Raw genomic sequence first — 14,806 nt, forward strand, 5'->3', positions numbered from 1 at the left:
CGCGCTTGCCAAGCGGTGCCGGGCGGGGCATCACCGCGCGGTAAACAGGCAGGGGCGGGGCAGGGCATGGACGAGCGCGGGCGCGGTATTCTGGCGATGATCGGGACCTGTCTGGTCTGGGGTCTTTCGCCGCTCTATTACAAGCTGCTCGCGCATGTGCCCCCGCCCGAGGTGCTGTCGCATCGCACGTTCTGGTCTGTCCTGCTGTTCGGTGTCTATCTGGCGATGCAGGGGCGGCTGGGAGAGTTGCGCCGCGCCTATGCCGGGCCGCGCCAGACCGGGCTGATCGCGCTGGCGGCGGTGATGATCTCGCTCAACTGGTTCGTCTTCATCCTGTCGATCCAGCTAGGACACGCCACCGAGGCCTCGATGGGCTATTACATCTTTCCGCTGATCGCGGTGCTCATCGGACGATTCTGGTTCGGCGAGCGGCTGAGCGGCGGACAATGGCTGGCAGTGGTGCTGGCGGCGCTGGCGGTTGCCCTGCTGACCTGGGGGCTGGGCGTGGCACCCTGGGTGGCGCTGATCCTGTCATGCAGCTTTGCGCTCTATGGCGCGGTCAAGAAATTCCTGCCGCTGGGGCCGGTGATCTCGGTCACGGCCGAGATCGTGATCATGATGCCGCTGTTCCTGTCGGTGCTGGCCTGGTTCCATCTGCGCGGGCAGGGGGCGTTTGGCGGCGATCTGGCCACCTCTCTTCTGTTGATCGGATCGGGGCCGCTGACGGCGATCCCGCTGATCCTGTTCAGCTATGCCGCGCGCCGGGTGCCGCTGTCGACGGTGGGCGTGCTGCAATATATCAACCCGACCCTGCAATTCATGTGCGCGGTGGTGATCTTTGGCGAGCCCTTCACACGCTGGCACGGCATCGCCTTTGCGCTGATCTGGGGGGCGGTGGCGGTGTTCTCGCTGTCGCTGGTCCGTCAGGACAGGGCGGCGCGCAGGGCCGCCATGGCGGTTTCGGGCCTGTCGACCCAGGTCAGGTAATCCGCCAGCGAGGCATCGGCAAAGCCCTGGTCCACCGTGCGCTCGATCAATGTGCGCAACGGGTCCCAGTAACCGTCCACATTCATCACCAGGATGGGCTTGTCATGCAGGCCCAACTGGCGCCAGGTCAGCGCCTCGAACAACTCGTCCAGCGAGCCGGGGCCGCCAGGCAGTACCACCACCGCGTCGGCGTTCATGATCATCACCTTCTTGCGCTCGTGCATGGTTTCGGTGACGACGAAGGTGCTCAGATCGGTCTTGCCGACCTCGCGCCGCAGCAGGTGCACGGGGATCACGCCAAAGGTCTCGCCGCCGGCGGCCTGGGCGGCGCGCGCGACTTCTCCCATCAGGCCCACATCGCCGGCGCCATAGACCAGCCGCCAGCCGGCCTCGGCCAGCAAGGCGCCCATCCGGCGGGCCGCCTCGGCATAGGCGGGCATTGCTCCGGCGCGCGATCCGCAATAGATACAAACGGATTTGACGGTCATGAGCGGCCTTTCCGGGATTCCGTGAACAGAGAGATGGGGCTCTGATATCGGGAACGGCGGGGCGGCTCAACCGTGATGGGACGGACCGGACCGTGAGTCTGATCCGTGAATGGGGAAGGACGGACATGGCAGGAGAAACCGGAACCGGGGGGCTTGGCGGTATTGGCTGGGCAGTCGTTGCGGGGGGCGTTCTGGTGGCCGGGGTGGCCGGGCTCTATTTTGGTGGGGTGATCGGCGGCAGGCAGGATCCGGCAGCGCCGGTTTCCGTTGTGGCCAATGCTCCACAAGATTCTGAAGAAAAAGAGGAAAACCCCGCGGTTGCAGCGGTCGAGCCAACGGCTGAAGCCAAGTCCGACCCCGCGCCAGAGGTCGCAGCCGCGCCTGTTGCGGAACCCGAGGCCACAGCCGAGACCGCCACGCCGGAACCGGAAGCCACCGCCGAAGCAGAGAGCGAGGCCGCGCCCGAAGCAGCCGCCGCTCCGGTTGAGACAGCGGAACAGCTGGCCGTGCTTGGTGCGCCGGTCCTGGATCAGATCTTTGTCGAGCCCGACGGCACCGCGCTGCTTTCGGGTACCGCGCCCGCAGGCGCGCGAATCGCGGTGCTGCTGGATGGCGCGGCACTGCATGATTTCGAGGTGCCCCGCGATGGCAAATTCGCCGAGTTCCTGACGGTGCCGTTCAGCGCCGCCGCCCGCGTTCTGACCCTGCGCGCCGCCCGCGACGGGCAAGAGGCGCTGTCTGGCGATTACATCCTTGCCGCGCTGCCCGAACCGCAGCCGGTCGCGGTTGCCGAGGCCACGCCCGAGGCGCAGCCCGAGCCCGTCGAGCTTGCCGAGGCCACGCCCGAGGTGCAGCCCGAACCCGTCGAGCTTGCCGAGGCCACGCCCGAGGCGCAACCCGAACCTGCCGAGGTCAAGCCCGAAGCGCAACCGGTCGAGACTGCAAAAGCCGCGCCCGAGCCCGCACCAGCGGCAAGCGAAGCCGAACCGGCGCCCGCCACCGATACCGCGCGCGCCGAAGTGCCCGCAGAGGATGCGGCCGAAACACCTGTGATCGCGAGTGCCGAGGCGACAGCCCCTGCGCCCGCGCCGGAGCCGGAACCGGCTGAAACGGCCGAGGCGCCCCAGCCCGCACCGCAGCCCGCCTTACCGGAACAGACCACCGAGGCAACAGCGGATCCGGCCACGCCCGCCGCAACCGAACCGGCTGTCAGCGAACAGCCTGCCACCGAACAGACCGCCGAACAGCAGACCGCCGAGGCGCCACAACCCGCCGCCACGCCCGAAACGCCCGCCCGCGTGGCGGTGCTGCGCTCGGACGAGAGCGGGGTGGAACTGGTCCAGCCCGCCGAGCAACCCCAGACCGCGGAATCCCTCCGGGTGGCGCTGGATACGATCGGGTATAACGATGCGGGCAATGTGCGCCTTGCGGGCCGCGCCAATGTCGGCTCGCTGATCCGGGCCTATTTCGACAATCGCGCGGTGGCCGACATGACCGCCGATGCGCTGGGCAAATGGCGCGGCGAGATCGTGGATATCGCGCCCGGTGTCTATACGCTGCGGCTGGACGAGCTGGATGCGCAGGGGGCGGTGCTGAGCCGGCTGGAAACCCCGTTCAAGCGCGAGGCGCCCGAGGTGCTGCGCCCGGCCCAGCCTGCGGCAGAGCCGGGCACCACACCCCAACAGCCACCGGTGCGCGCGGTCACCGTGCAGAAGGGCGATACGCTCTGGGCGATTTCACGCGAGCGCTATGGCGATGGCGTGCTCTACGTCAAGGTATTCGAGGCCAATCGCGATGCGATCCGCGACCCCGACCTGATCTATCCCGGCCAGGTCTTTACCGTGCCCGAGTAAGCGGCGGCCTTGTGCCGCCACGCTCCAGGGGTTACCCCGAACCGACGCTCTGACCGCAACGAGGGTACGTGATGAGACGACTGGCACACACCGCCCCGGCGGATCAGACCGCATCCGCCGAGCGCCGCTCGGGCTGGCGCACCCTGCGCCGGGTGGCGCCCTATCTCTGGCCCGAGGGCGAGGGATGGGTGAAACGCCGGGTGGTGGTGGCCTTAGCGATGCTGGTGCTGGCCAAGCTGATCGCGGTCTATACCCCCATCCTCTACAAGGGCGCGGTCGACGCGCTGGCGGGCGAGGGTGTGCCGCCGCTAGCACTGGGCGCGGTCGGGTTGACCGTGGCCTATGGCGTGGCACGGATGATGACAGTGGGGTTCCAGCAGTTGCGTGACGTGCTGTTCGCGCCGGTTGGGCAAAGGGCGCTGCGGGCGCTGGCGCTGGAGACCTTTCGCCATATCCACCGGCTGTCGATGCGCTATCACATCACCCGCAAGACCGGAGGGCTGAGCCGGATCATCGAGCGCGGGGTCAAGGGGGTCGAGTTCCTCTTGCGCTTCATGCTGTTTTCCATTGGGCCGCTGATCCTGGAACTGGTGCTGGTGGCAGCAATCCTGATGTACCTGTTCGATGTCTGGTATCTGGCCGTGGTGGTGGGAACCATCGCGCTTTATATCTGGTTCACCTTCGCGGTGACCGAATGGCGGGTCAAACTGCGCCGCGAGATGAACGATCAGGATACCGAGGCCAACCAGCGCGCCATCGACAGCCTGCTGAATTTCGAGACGGTCAAGTATTTCGGCGCCGAGGAACGGGAGGCGAACCGCTATGACCAGTCGATGCAGGCCTATGCCAGCGCGGCGCTCAAGACCTCGTATTCATTGGCGTTTCTCAACTTTGGCCAATCTTTCCTGATCACCTGCGGCCTGATCGGGGTCATGGTGCTGGCAGCGCTGGGGGTACAGGCGGGGCAACTCACCGTGGGCGATTTCGTCATGGTCAACGCCTATATGATCCAGATCACCGTTCCGCTCAACTTTCTGGGCACCGTCTATCGCGAGATCCGGCAGGCGCTGGTCGATATGGGCGAGATGTTCGACCTGCTGGAACAGCCCGCCGAGGTCAGCGACAAACCCGGTGCCGCGCCGCTCAAGGTCAGCGGCGGCGCGATCACTTTGACGGATGTGCGCTTCGGCTATGAGGCGGATCGCGAGATCCTCAAGGGCGTGACACTCGACGTGCCGGCGGGACAGACCGTGGCCATCGTTGGGGCCACCGGCTCGGGCAAGTCGACCATCGGGCGGCTGTTGTTCCGGTTCTATGATGTGACCGGCGGCGCGCTGTGCATCGACGGGCAGGACATCCGGGATGTGACCCAGACCAGCCTGCATGACGCCATCGGCGTGGTGCCGCAGGACACGGTGCTGTTCAACGACACCATCCGTTACAACATCGCCTATGGTCGCGAGAACGCCACCCAGGCCGATGTCGAAGCGGTGGCGCGTGCAGCCCAGATCCACGACTTCATCGCCTCGCTGCCCGAAGGGTATGACACCAAGGTGGGTGAGCGCGGGCTGAAACTGTCGGGGGGAGAGAAACAGCGGGTGGGCATCGCCCGCACCCTGCTCAAGAACCCACCGATCCTGCTGCTGGATGAGGCAACCAGCGCGCTGGATACCGAGACCGAGCAGGAGATCAAGGAAGCGCTGGCCCTTGCGGGCGAGGGGCGCACGGTGATCACCATCGCCCATCGCCTCAGCACCATCGCCGAGGCCGACAAGATCGTGGTGCTGGAAAAGGGCGAGATCGTCGAGCAGGGCACCCATGACGCGCTCTTGTCGCGCGGCGGGCGCTATGCCCAGCTCTGGACGCGCCAGCAGGCGGGCGAGGACGAGGCCGCCTAAGCTGCCCCTAGCGCCATGGAAGTGTCATTTGTCCTTCACAGTGATGCCCTTTTCGCGCGATAGCTATGACGCGCCCGTGGGTTGCGGGCGCGTTACGAGGATCGACGCGGCGTTGCGGCACCAATTTTATAAGCTGACGGTTCTTTTTGCTCTGGAGATGCTGGCCATCGTCCTGATCTTTCAGATTTTTTCCTCGGTCGAATGCCGCCTGACCGAAATCGAGACCGCCTGCCGCGCGCTGCGCAGCGCGACCATCCGTATCCTCTGTGTCGGCATCGGTCTGGGCCTGTTCATCTGGTTCCGCCCGCATCTGCGCCGCCGTCTGATAAGCGCCGCCGACACCGCCGATAGCGAGGCGCGGCGCTGGTGGGCGGTGCATCTGATCGGGTTGGGCCTGATTTTTGTGCCCTGGCTCAGGGCGGATCCGGCCAGTCTGAACGCAGATTTCCAGGCGCATCTGACCACGCTGCTGGCGGGGGCGGTTCTGGCGACAACGGGCGCGCTGTTCCTGCTGGTGCCGCGCCGCCAAATGTTCGGTCTGCTGCGTGAGGGTGGCGCAGGTCTCGCGCTGGTGGTGCTGGTGGCGGCGTTGATCCCTGATCTGGCCGATGCGCTGGCGCCGTTCTGGTGGGCATTTCGCGGCCTGATCCTGGCCACCTTCTATGGGGTGGCGGTGGTGCTGGCGGCACTGGGCTTTCACGTGGTGCTGACGCCAGAGGTGGCCACCATTGGTACCGAGGACTTTTTTGTCGAAATGGCGGGCACCTGTTCGGGGATCGAGGGTTTTGCCCTAACCACCGGATTTTTCGTGATATACTCGGTTCTGATGCGTGACACGCTACGCTTGGGCCGGTTCTGGTTGATCGTTTTTCCGTTGGCATTGCTGGTCAGCTGGGTGTTCAACGTGTTGCGCATCGCTGCGCTGATCGCCATCGGGGCACGGATTTCTCCGGAATTGGCGGTGAACGGGTTTCACAGCTTTGCCGGCTGGCTGTTCTTTACCCTGTTGGCGCTGGGGGTGATCTGGGTGGTGCAGTCGCGACCTTCGTTGCACCGGGCGAGTGTTGTGGCACCGAGGTCAGAGCCGCGCACTGCCTTTCGCCATGACACCAATGCGGCGCTGATCGCGCCATTCATCGTTTTCATGCTGTCGGGCCTGCTGGTGCAGAGCCTCTGGCAATCTCCGGCGCTTGGATATCCGCTTCAGGTCGCTTTGATGGCCGTGGCACTGTGGCTGTTCCGCAAGCCGCTGCTCGCTTTCGACCGGCGGTTGGACCCCATAGCCCTTTTGGCCGGGGTGGCGGTGGGAGTGGGCTGGCTCCTGACCTTTCGTGGCGGCCCTGCACCTGCGGGTCTGTCAGACCTGACCGGCGCGGCGCTGGCGGGCTGGGTGTTGTGCCGAATCCTCGGCACAACTTTGTTGGTGCCGGTGATCGAAGAAGCATTCTTCAGAGAATATTTATTACGGCTGCTGAATGGCCCGGCACCGTGGCAGAGGGCGCTGGCGGTGGTAGTCACCAGCCTTTCATTTGCTCTGCTGCACGGACGGGTGGTCGAGGCCGGATTGGCTGGTCTTATCTTTGCCTGGATCGCTATGCGCAAGGGACGTCTGAGCGACGCCGTCGCGGCTCACGCAGTCGCCAATGGCATTATCGCGCTGACTGCGCTGATCACCGGCGACTGGTCGTTGATCTGAAGCGTGCGTTTAGCGGGTCTTGCGGCGGCGCAACTCGCGCGCAAGCAGCAAGCCTGCCGCAACGGCTGCGAGGGCCAACGCCCCGGTGGACGCGTCGATCTCAGGTACAGCGGAACTGGTGCCACCACTACTGCCGCTCCCGCCGCCATAGCTCCAGCCACCCCACCAGTCCGACCAGCTAAAGGTCTGCGCGGACGCGGTTTGTGTTGTCAGAACCAGTGCCGAGAGAGCGGCACTCGCAACAGCGAAACTCTTACTGAACATTGTGCAGGTTTCCTTCTCATGCCGGATCATATCAATGTTGAGGGAAAGAATGCTATTTTGCCTCAATCTTTGCAAGATTTTGCCATGTTTCGAGATGGTTTTTCCGAAATTCGCAGAGAAACTGGAAACGATCGACCGTAAAAGCTGAGGATTGCGCCCAATTTGTGGTCAGTTGCTGGTCTCAGGCTCGCGGTCGAGTCGGTATTTCGAGCGGAGTAGCAGCGTTACACCGACAGCGACTCGCCGCGCAGAGGCGCTTATTCCGCGGCCTTAAGCGGCTGCTCCGACGCGATCTGCGGCGGCGTGGGGGCAAGCATCGGGTCCCAGATGATCTCGGTCGCCTTCAGCCGCTTGGCCGAGCGGCGCAGGATCATATCGCGGGCGATGCGGCTGGAGCGTCCTGCTGTGATCCGTGCCAGGCCGCGCCCGATCATCACCAGATAGGTCGATGCCCAGACGCGGAGCGCCAGCAGGGAGGGTGTCACCACAAGGGTCAGCACGGTGGCGATACCCAGGCCGAACACCACCGCCGTTGCCAGCTGTTTCCACCACAGCGCGGTGGGGCTGTCGATCGAATAGCCACCATTGATGAAATCGAGGCTGAGCCCGAACATCATCGGCGTCAGGCCCGCCATGGTGGTGATCGTGGTCAGCAACACAGGCCGGATCCGCGCCTCTGCGGTGCGCACGATGGCCTCGATCCGGGGCATGTAGCGGCTGTATTCCTGATAGGTGTCGATCAGCACGATATTGTTGTTCACAACGATCCCGGCCAGCGCGACGATGCCGGTGCCGGTCATGATCACCGAGAAGGGCTGGCCCATCACCATCATGCCGATCAGCACGCCCGTGGTGCTGAGGATCACCGCCAGCAGCACCAGCACCGAGTTGTAGAAGCTGTTGAACTGCGCCAGCAGGATGATGAACATCAGCCCCAGCGCCGCGGCAAAGGCCTTGGACAGGAATTCCTGGCTTTCCTTCTCGTCCTCCTGATCGCCGGTCCATTCCCATTCCACCGCCGGGCCGAACGGGTCGGTCTCCAACCACTGGGTCAGGGTGAGAATACGCTCGTTGGCATTGATCGGTGCAAAGCGTGCGTTGCCGGTGTCGACGGCGTCGCGTGCGGCGGCGGCGCTTTCGAAGCCGCCAATGCTCACGATCTGGAACAGTGCGCCATCAGCGGGGCGGGTTAACACCTCGCCGGTTGGCGTCACCCCTTGCGGCAGCGCGCGCAGCACGGCCAGTTCCACCTGCGGATCGTCGGCAGAGACCAGTTTGAACAGGCCCGGCTCCACATCCGCCTTGACGTCGAAATAGCGTTTCTGATCGACGCGGTTGATCTTGGCCAGTTTCTCGACCGGTTTGCGGCTGATGAAGTTCGACAGCGGCACCAGCCCCTCGGGCGTTCGCACCTTGAGCGTGTCGAGCGTGCTCAGCACCCGGTCCTTTTCCGGCAGGCGGACGCGGATCTCGATCTCGTCATCGGCATCGGCGGGGCGGTATTCGCCCAGCAACACGCCGCGCGTGACCAGCTGCACCATGGCGCCCACGGTGGCCACATCGGCGCCGAAGCGGCCCGCCTTGGCCACGTCCACGTCGATCTGCCAGTCGATGCCGGGCAGGGGGAGGTTATCGTCGATCTTGATCAGGCCTGCCGTTTCTTCGAATTTCGCGCGCGCTTGGCCGGTGGTGGCCAGCAGCGTGTTCCAATCGTCGCCCTTGATGCGCAGATGGACGGGCTTGGCTGAGGCCGGGCCACGGCCCAGCGCTTCGATCTCGGCCACCATGCCGGGCAGTTTTGCCAGTTCGTTGCTCAGCTGTTCCAGCACGAAATCGCCGTCATATTCGGCGGCAACCACCTCTTCCTCGAAACCCAGCCAGGCGCTCAGCCGGCTACCCAGCCAGCCGCTCAGCGGGTGGGTCTCGGTTGGGCGGTCCTCCCACGGGATGATCTCGAACTGGATCTGGCCGACGGTATCGGCGGGCGCCTGGGCGCCGCCGTTGTTCTGGTTCAACCCGCCTTCGCCTGCAAAGGCAAACACGTTGACCACCGCCGGATGGGCCGCGATCACCTCTTCGGCCTGGCGCACCAGAACGTCCTTTTCCGCCAGCGACAGGTTGCCCCGCGCGCGGACATAGGTGGTGGCCTGTTCCGGTTCGCTTTCGACAAAGAATTCGACCCCCAGAGAGCGCTCGGGGAAGATGACGAACACCACCTGATAAACGGCGAAGAACACCACAAAGATCGAAACGATGGGCATTACCGGGTTGCCGGCGATGAACTTGATCACATGGCCAAAGGGCGTGTGCCCGCCGGGGGCGGCGACACGACGCTGGGGCATCTCGATCCGGGCCGCGCCCAGCGTGACCGAGGCCGCAAAGGCCGACATGAGGAACAGCACAGCGCCGACAAGCGTCCCGCCCGGCGCTCCGGTCGGCAGCAGATAGGCGGGGTTCAACAGCTGCATCGCACCCAGGAACATGCCGTAGAGCGCGGGCGGAACCAGGGCCGCGCGCACCACCCAGGGCGTGCGTGCGCGCAGCCAGTCGGACATGCGGTTGAACAACCGGCTGATGCGTCCCGAAACGCCGCCCATCACCGGCAGATAGATCAAAGCCACCACCAGCGAGGCTGACAGCACGAAGATCAGCGTGACCGGCAGCATCCCCATGAACTCACCCGGCACGCCCGGCCAGAACAGCATCGGCAGAAAGGCGCAGAGTGTGGTCGCCGTGGACGAGACCACCGGCCAGAACATCCGCTGCGCCGCTTCGACATAGGCATGCATCGGGCCGATGCCGTCCTTGATCCGCTTGTCGGCATATTCCACCACCACAATGGCCCCGTCGACCAACATGCCCACCGCCAGGATCAGACCGAACATCACGATGTTCGAGATCGACACGCCCATCGCCGCCAGAAAGGCGAAACACAGCAGGAACGAGGTCGGGATGGCAAAGCCCACCAGCAGGGCGGCGCGGCTGCCCAGACTGGCCAGCACCACGATCATCACCAGCGCGATCGCGGTCAGGACCGAGCCTTCGAGCTGGCTGACCATCGAGCCCACGACCCGGCTCTGGTCGTTCGAGGTGCCCATCTGAACGGCGGCCTGCAATTCGGGCGGCCAGGCGGCGCGGGCCTTGGCCACGGTCTCCTTCACCTGTTCGACCGTGTCGATCAGGTTGAAGCCCTTGCGCTTGACCACTTGCAGCGCGACGGTGTTCTCGCCGTCAAACCGCGCGGTGCCCTTGCGGTCTTCGAAGGTGTAGTTGATCTGCGCCAGTTCGCCCAGCCGCACCACCCGGTCGCCATTGACCTTGATCGGCAGGTCATAGACATCGCGTGCAGTTTTGAACGACGAGGGGATCTTGACCGCGAAGGCGCCCTGTTCGCTCTCGATCTCACCCGCCGCGATCAACTGGTTGTTGTTCTGCACCACGTTGATCAGCTCGAGCGCGGTGACGTTATAGGCCTCGAGCCGCAGCGGGTCGATGATCACCTCAAGCATTTCGTCGCGATTGCCAGCAATCCCGGCTTCGAGCACCGAGTCGAGCGATTCCAGATCGTCCTGCAAGTCTTTGGCAACCCGCGCCATGGTACGCTCGGGCACCGAACCGGTCAGGTTGACGATGACGATAGGAAATTCTGAAAAGTTGATCTCGGTCAGCGTATATTGCTCGGCCCCGTCGGGGAAACTGGCCTGGGCGGTGTTCATCGCGTCGCGCACATCGGCGGTGATAGCGGTCTTGTCCCAGCCGAACTCGAACTCCAGCGCCACGCCGGCATAGTTCTCGGCAGCGGTGGCCGACATCTTCTTCAGCCCGTCCAGATCGGCCAGCTCGGTCTCCATCGGCTTGACCAGAAGGCTTTCGCTATCCTCGGCGGAAATGCCGGGAAAGCTGACCGACACGAAGAGCGCCGGGATCTCGATATCCGGCTCGCCCTCCTTGGGTAGGCTCACATAGGCAAAGCCGCCGATCAGCAGAGAGATGGCGATAAAGGCCAGAACCATCCGCGCCCGGGACGCGGCCCAGTCGACGATACCGGTCATTCAGAAGCCTCCCGCCAGGTCGGCGTTACGATGACCCCCTCGGTCACGAAATCCTGACCGACCACGATTACATTGGCCTGTTCGGGCAGGCCGGTCACCCAGATGCCGGTCGGGGTGTCGCGCACCAGTTCAACCGGGACAAAGCCAACCTTGTTCCCCTCTTCGACGGTACGCACGCCCAACTCACCCTCGTTGTTCAGCGTCAGCGCCGATTGCGGCAGCCGGTGCGCCTTGGCCCCGTCGGACGAGATCGCGATTGTCGCGGTCTGGCCATCGCGGATCAGCAGTTCGGGATTGGCGACGGTGATCTCGACCTCGAAGGTGCGGGTGGTCGCGTCCGCCGAGCGGCTGAGGAATGTGACACGACCCTGCACCTGAAGCCCGGTGGCCAGTTCGGCCCCGGCCAGCGCACCGACCTGCACCCGGTTCACCTCTGTCTCGGGGATGAAGCCCACCACCTTGATCGGGTCGAGCTGGATGATGGTGGCGCAAAGCGCGCCGGGTTGCAGCAGGCTGCCCAGCTCGGCGGTGTCGCTTTCCAAGAGGCCCTGAAACGGGGCCTCGATGGTCAGTCGGTCAATCTCGCGCTGGGCGGCGGCCACGGCGGCGGTGGCGGCCTCGATGCTGGCGCGGCTGGTTTCCAGCCCCGCCTCGGCGGCCTTGATCCCGGCCTCGGCCGACCGGACCGCGGCCTCGGTCGATACGCGGCGGGTTTCCGAGGCATAACCGGTCTCGGCCAGTTTCTGAGCGGCATTGTCGTTGATGCGCGCCTCTTTCAGCCGCGCCTTGGCCTCGTCCAACCGCGCCTCGGCCTCGGGCATCGAGCTTTCGGCCTGCGCCTTGCGCGCGCGTGCCTCGGCCAGGCTGGCGGGGCGGGTGCCGGGGTCGAGTTCACACAGCAGATTGCCGGCCTCGACAAAGCTACCCTTGCGCTTGGGTTCCGAAATTACTGCTCCGGTGGTCTCGGCCCGTACTTCGACCTGGCGTATGGCGCGGGTCTGGCCGCGCAGCACCACCGCGCTGTCGATCTCGGTCGCCTGCGAGCGGAGCACGACCACTCCGATAGCAGCAGTATCGGCAAAAGCGGCACCGGCGGTATCAGCGGCAGGCGGACTGGCCGTTACGGCCTGACTGGCGGACTCGGCTTTAGCAAAGACCATCAGTGTCTCGCGTTCGAAAACCATCATGTAAAGTGTGACGGTTACCAAGATCGCCGTTAGGAAGGGTACCAGTCGCATCAAATGCCTTTCTTCAGTCCGACCCGGGTTAAATGCGCATCCCGAGCCGTTTGCGCAGAGACATGGGGTTTCCGTAACGTCTTGTCCATACTGAACCGCTCAGTTCATTTGATTTTTCGCCCCATTGGGGCAAATGGGCAAGAAAAATGCAAGTCTGCCGCCTCTTGGCTTGCCGCGTGGCGCGCGGTATGAGAGGCCGGAACCGGAAAAGGTCAGGACAACAGGGCAGGGGCCAGGCATGAGCGACACCGACAGTTTCATTGACGAGGTCACCGAAGAGGTTCGCCGCGATCGCATGTTCCTGCTGCTCAAGCGCTGGGGCTGGATCGGCGGGGTGGCGGTGCTGGCCATCGTCGGCGGCGCGGGCTGGAACGAGTATTCCAAGGCCCAGGCGACCGCCAAGGCAGAGGCCCTGGGCGACGCGGTGATTGCGGCGCTATCCTCCAACGATGCCGCCGCTCGCGCCGAGGCGCTCGAGGGGATTGAACCCGACAGCACAGGTGGTGCGGCGGTTCTGGCGCTGCTGTCGGCGGCGGCCGAAACCGGCAAGGGTGACAAGACCGCTGCCATCAGCCGGCTTGAGAGCCTTGCAGTGCAAGGTGATTTACCTTCGATCTATCGCGAGATTGCTTCGTTCAAAGCGTTGCTTTTGCAGGCCGACACTCTGTCTGTGGGCGACCGCCGTCAGCGTTTCGAGGCCCTAGCGCTGCCCGGCGCACCGCTGCGCCTTCTGGCGCTGGAACAACTGGCGTTGATCGACATCGCCGAAGGCGACACCGAGGCCGCACTGGCCCGGCTGCAATCCATTCGCGAGGACGCCGAGGTCAGCACAGACTTGCAACAGCGCGCAACTCAGTTGATGGTGGCGCTGGGCGCCGAACCCGCACCGTTGCCCACCCGCCAGGGCTGAGCCCGGGACACGGACAGCGCCGCGCGGCGGCAAAGAGAAAACGAAAGACAGGCGAATTCGACCATGGTGACCAGCTCTTTCTCCCGGATTGGGGCATCCCTGATGGGCAGCGCGCTGCTGCTGCTCTCGGCCTGTGCCGAACCCGAGGTGATCCTGCCCGGTGAGCGCGAGGATATCCGCCCCGGTGCCACCGACGCGGTGGTCAATCAGGGCCGCGCCATCCGCCTGCCGGCACAACAGGCCAACAGCACCTGGGCACAGGCGCCGGGCACCGAGGCGTTCCGCACCGCCCATCCCGCCCTGCGCAGCACGCCACAACGGATCTGGTCGACGCCGATCGGATCGGGTGATGAAAAGCGTCAGCGCATCACCGCCGATCCGGTGGTGGCGGGCGGGCTGATCTATACGCTCGACAGCGCCGCCCGCGTCTCGGGCGTGACGCCGGGTGGCGGGCTGGCCTGGCAGACCGATCTGGTGCCGCCGGGCGAGGACGAGGGACAGGCCACCGGCGGTGGCATGGCCTATGCCGATGGCATTCTCTATGTCTCGTCCGGCTATGGCATGTTGACCGCGCTCGACGCCAAATCCGGCGCGGTGCGCTGGCAGCAGAAGCTGAACGCGACCGGTTCGGGCACGCCGACCATCCGCGACGGGCTGCTCTATCTGGTGGCCGGAGACGATACCGGCTGGGCCATCAACATCAAGGACGGGCGCATCGCCTGGCAGGTTCAGGCCACGCCCAGCGTCGGCAACGTCCTGGGCGCGCCGGCGCCGGCGATGACCTCGGACCTGGTGATCTTTGCCTTTGGCTCGGGCGACCTGATCGGCAGTTTCCGCAACGGCGGGGTGCGCCGTTGGGCGGCCTCGGTCTCGGGTCAGCGCAAGGGCCGCGCGGCGGCGCGGATCGGCGATGTCACCGGCAGCCCGGTGATCCAGGGGTCGACCGTCTACGCGGGCAACCATTCGGGCCGTACCGTGGCGTTTCGCGCCGACAATGGCGAGCGGCTTTGGACCGCGACCGAAGGCGCGCTGGGACCGGTCTGGCCGGCGGGTGACAGCGTGTTCCTGGTCAGCGACCGCAGCCAGATCGTCCGCCTCGACGCCAGCGACGGCAGCGTGATCTGGGCCCAGGACCTGCCCGGTTTCGTCAAGGACAAGCCCAAGAAGCGCGGCGCCAGCTATGCTCATTACGGCCCGGTTCTGGCCGGTGGGCGGGTAATCGTCGCCTCGAATGACGGCTATCTGCGGCTCTACAACCCCGAGGATGGGGCGATGATCAGCCGGGTCGAGGTGCCGGGCGGGGCCACCACCGGGCCGGTGGTGGCGGGCAATACCCTTTATGTCGTGGGGGCCACGGGCCAACTGCACGCTTTCCGTTGACGCGCGGACGCGCTATAGGGCGCGTCTGAGTCTAGAAAAG

At 65.2% G+C, this 14,806-nt stretch carries 10 protein-coding genes; 6 read left to right on the forward strand and 4 right to left on the reverse strand.

Translation table 11 applies throughout. The annotated features are described in order from the left end of the window. The first annotated feature begins 66 nt into the window (after nucleotides 1-66). The gene (gene rarD, locus MB818_RS00145) at nucleotides 67-987 is read left to right on the forward strand and encodes an EamA family transporter RarD (RefSeq protein WP_234136321.1); all 921 of its coding nucleotides are present in this window, start codon (nucleotides 67-69) and stop codon (nucleotides 985-987) included. Here rarD and MB818_RS00150 read toward each other — a convergent pair. Then, nucleotides 924-1,475 (reverse strand): LOG family protein, encoded by a 552-nt coding sequence (locus MB818_RS00150; RefSeq protein ID WP_238903415.1) that lies wholly within the window; start codon nucleotides 1,473-1,475, stop codon nucleotides 924-926. The two genes, rarD and MB818_RS00150, sit on opposite strands and share 64 nt — an antisense overlap. Before the next feature lie 125 nt (nucleotides 1,476-1,600). Here MB818_RS00150 and MB818_RS00155 point away from each other — a divergent pair, with 125 nt between their 5' ends. The 3 genes from MB818_RS00155 to xrtE all read left to right on the forward strand — a co-directional run bounded on the left by MB818_RS00155 (nucleotide 1,601) and on the right by xrtE (nucleotide 6,922). Further along, nucleotides 1,601-3,328, forward strand: coding sequence for a LysM peptidoglycan-binding domain-containing protein (locus tag MB818_RS00155; protein ID WP_238903417.1), 1,728 nt, complete (start codon nucleotides 1,601-1,603; stop codon nucleotides 3,326-3,328). Nucleotides 3,329-3,399: 71 nt separating this feature from the next. Then, complete coding sequence (locus tag MB818_RS00160) at nucleotides 3,400-5,226, forward strand: ABCB family ABC transporter ATP-binding protein/permease (RefSeq protein ID WP_234162388.1); 1,827 nt, start codon at nucleotides 3,400-3,402, stop codon at nucleotides 5,224-5,226. A 112-nt stretch (nucleotides 5,227-5,338) separates the two neighbouring features. Next, the gene (gene xrtE / locus MB818_RS00165; protein ID WP_439653261.1) at nucleotides 5,339-6,922 is read left to right on the forward strand and encodes an exosortase E/protease, VPEID-CTERM system; all 1,584 of its coding nucleotides are present in this window, start codon (nucleotides 5,339-5,341) and stop codon (nucleotides 6,920-6,922) included. A gap of 9 nt (nucleotides 6,923-6,931) precedes the next feature. Here xrtE and MB818_RS00170 read toward each other — a convergent pair whose 3' ends face one another. From MB818_RS00170 to MB818_RS00180, 3 genes are all read right to left on the reverse strand, one after another. Continuing rightward, nucleotides 6,932-7,186, reverse strand: a complete 255-nt coding sequence (locus MB818_RS00170; RefSeq protein ID WP_234136326.1) for a VPEID-CTERM sorting domain-containing protein — start codon at nucleotides 7,184-7,186, stop codon at nucleotides 6,932-6,934. Nucleotides 7,187-7,443: 257 nt separating this feature from the next. Next, nucleotides 7,444-11,238: an efflux RND transporter permease subunit gene (locus MB818_RS00175; RefSeq protein WP_234215908.1), complete on the reverse strand. Its 3,795-nt coding sequence runs from the start codon at nucleotides 11,236-11,238 to the stop codon at nucleotides 7,444-7,446. Next, complete coding sequence (locus MB818_RS00180; RefSeq protein ID WP_238903419.1) at nucleotides 11,235-12,476, reverse strand: efflux RND transporter periplasmic adaptor subunit; 1,242 nt, start codon at nucleotides 12,474-12,476, stop codon at nucleotides 11,235-11,237. Before MB818_RS00180 ends, MB818_RS00175 begins: the two co-directional genes overlap by 4 nt. Nucleotides 12,477-12,714: 238 nt before the next feature. On the opposite strand from MB818_RS00180, the gene MB818_RS00185 reads away from it, so the two are divergent. Continuing rightward, complete coding sequence (locus tag MB818_RS00185) at nucleotides 12,715-13,386, forward strand: tetratricopeptide repeat protein (protein ID WP_238903421.1); 672 nt, start codon at nucleotides 12,715-12,717, stop codon at nucleotides 13,384-13,386. Nucleotides 13,387-13,488: 102 nt separating this feature from the next. After that, nucleotides 13,489-14,766: a PQQ-like beta-propeller repeat protein gene (locus tag MB818_RS00190; RefSeq protein WP_238903423.1), complete on the forward strand. Its 1,278-nt coding sequence runs from the start codon at nucleotides 13,489-13,491 to the stop codon at nucleotides 14,764-14,766. Nucleotides 14,767-14,806 lie beyond the last annotated feature (40 nt).

The sequence above is a fragment of the Ruegeria alba genome, assembly GCF_022321465.1.
GTDB classification, from domain to species: domain Bacteria; phylum Pseudomonadota; class Alphaproteobacteria; order Rhodobacterales; family Rhodobacteraceae; genus Ruegeria_B; species Ruegeria_B alba.